Source organism: Sphingomonas epibiotica, assembly GCF_039615155.1.
Lineage (GTDB): Bacteria > Pseudomonadota > Alphaproteobacteria > Sphingomonadales > Sphingomonadaceae > Sphingomonas.
Window position 1 is genome coordinate 1 of record NZ_JBDGHY010000044.1, and the last position, 427, is coordinate 427.

The following is a 427-nucleotide window of genomic DNA, read 5'->3' on the forward strand; positions in this document are numbered from 1 at the left end:
CGGGATCGGGTCATACCATCGGCGCGGGCCGCGGTAACGACCCAGCGGCCGGTGCGGCGCGCGGTGCGAACCGTCCAACAACGCCCGGTCTCTGCGAGGAACCGGGCGTGGATCCCTGCCGCATGCTGGACGAAATCGTAGAAATCAATCCTGTGGTGCGCGAGCACGATGATGCCGCCTGGGCGCAGGCGAGCGGCCATCTCACGCGCAACCCGGGCCATCTCTCGCGCTGAGAGGTAATACAGGATCTCGGCGATCACGATCACGTCATAGACGAGACGTGGCGGTTGACCGGGGAGCACGAGCAGCGATGCGCACGCACGAGGCCAGGCCGCGACGGCGCGTGCCGTCAGGTCGACCCCCTCCCTCGTGCCCTCGGTCGCATCGAGGCGCAACGCCATCCTCGCGATCGCGGCACTGTTGGATT

The 427-nt window shown here is 67.7% G+C and carries 1 protein-coding gene; it reads right to left on the minus strand.

Going from position 1 to position 427, the window contains the following annotated elements; translation table 11 throughout:
* On the minus strand, positions 1-401 hold a 401-nt coding region (locus AAIO73_RS20215), incomplete at its 3' end, for a class I SAM-dependent methyltransferase (RefSeq protein ID WP_345880592.1).
* Positions 402-427 lie beyond the last annotated feature (26 nt).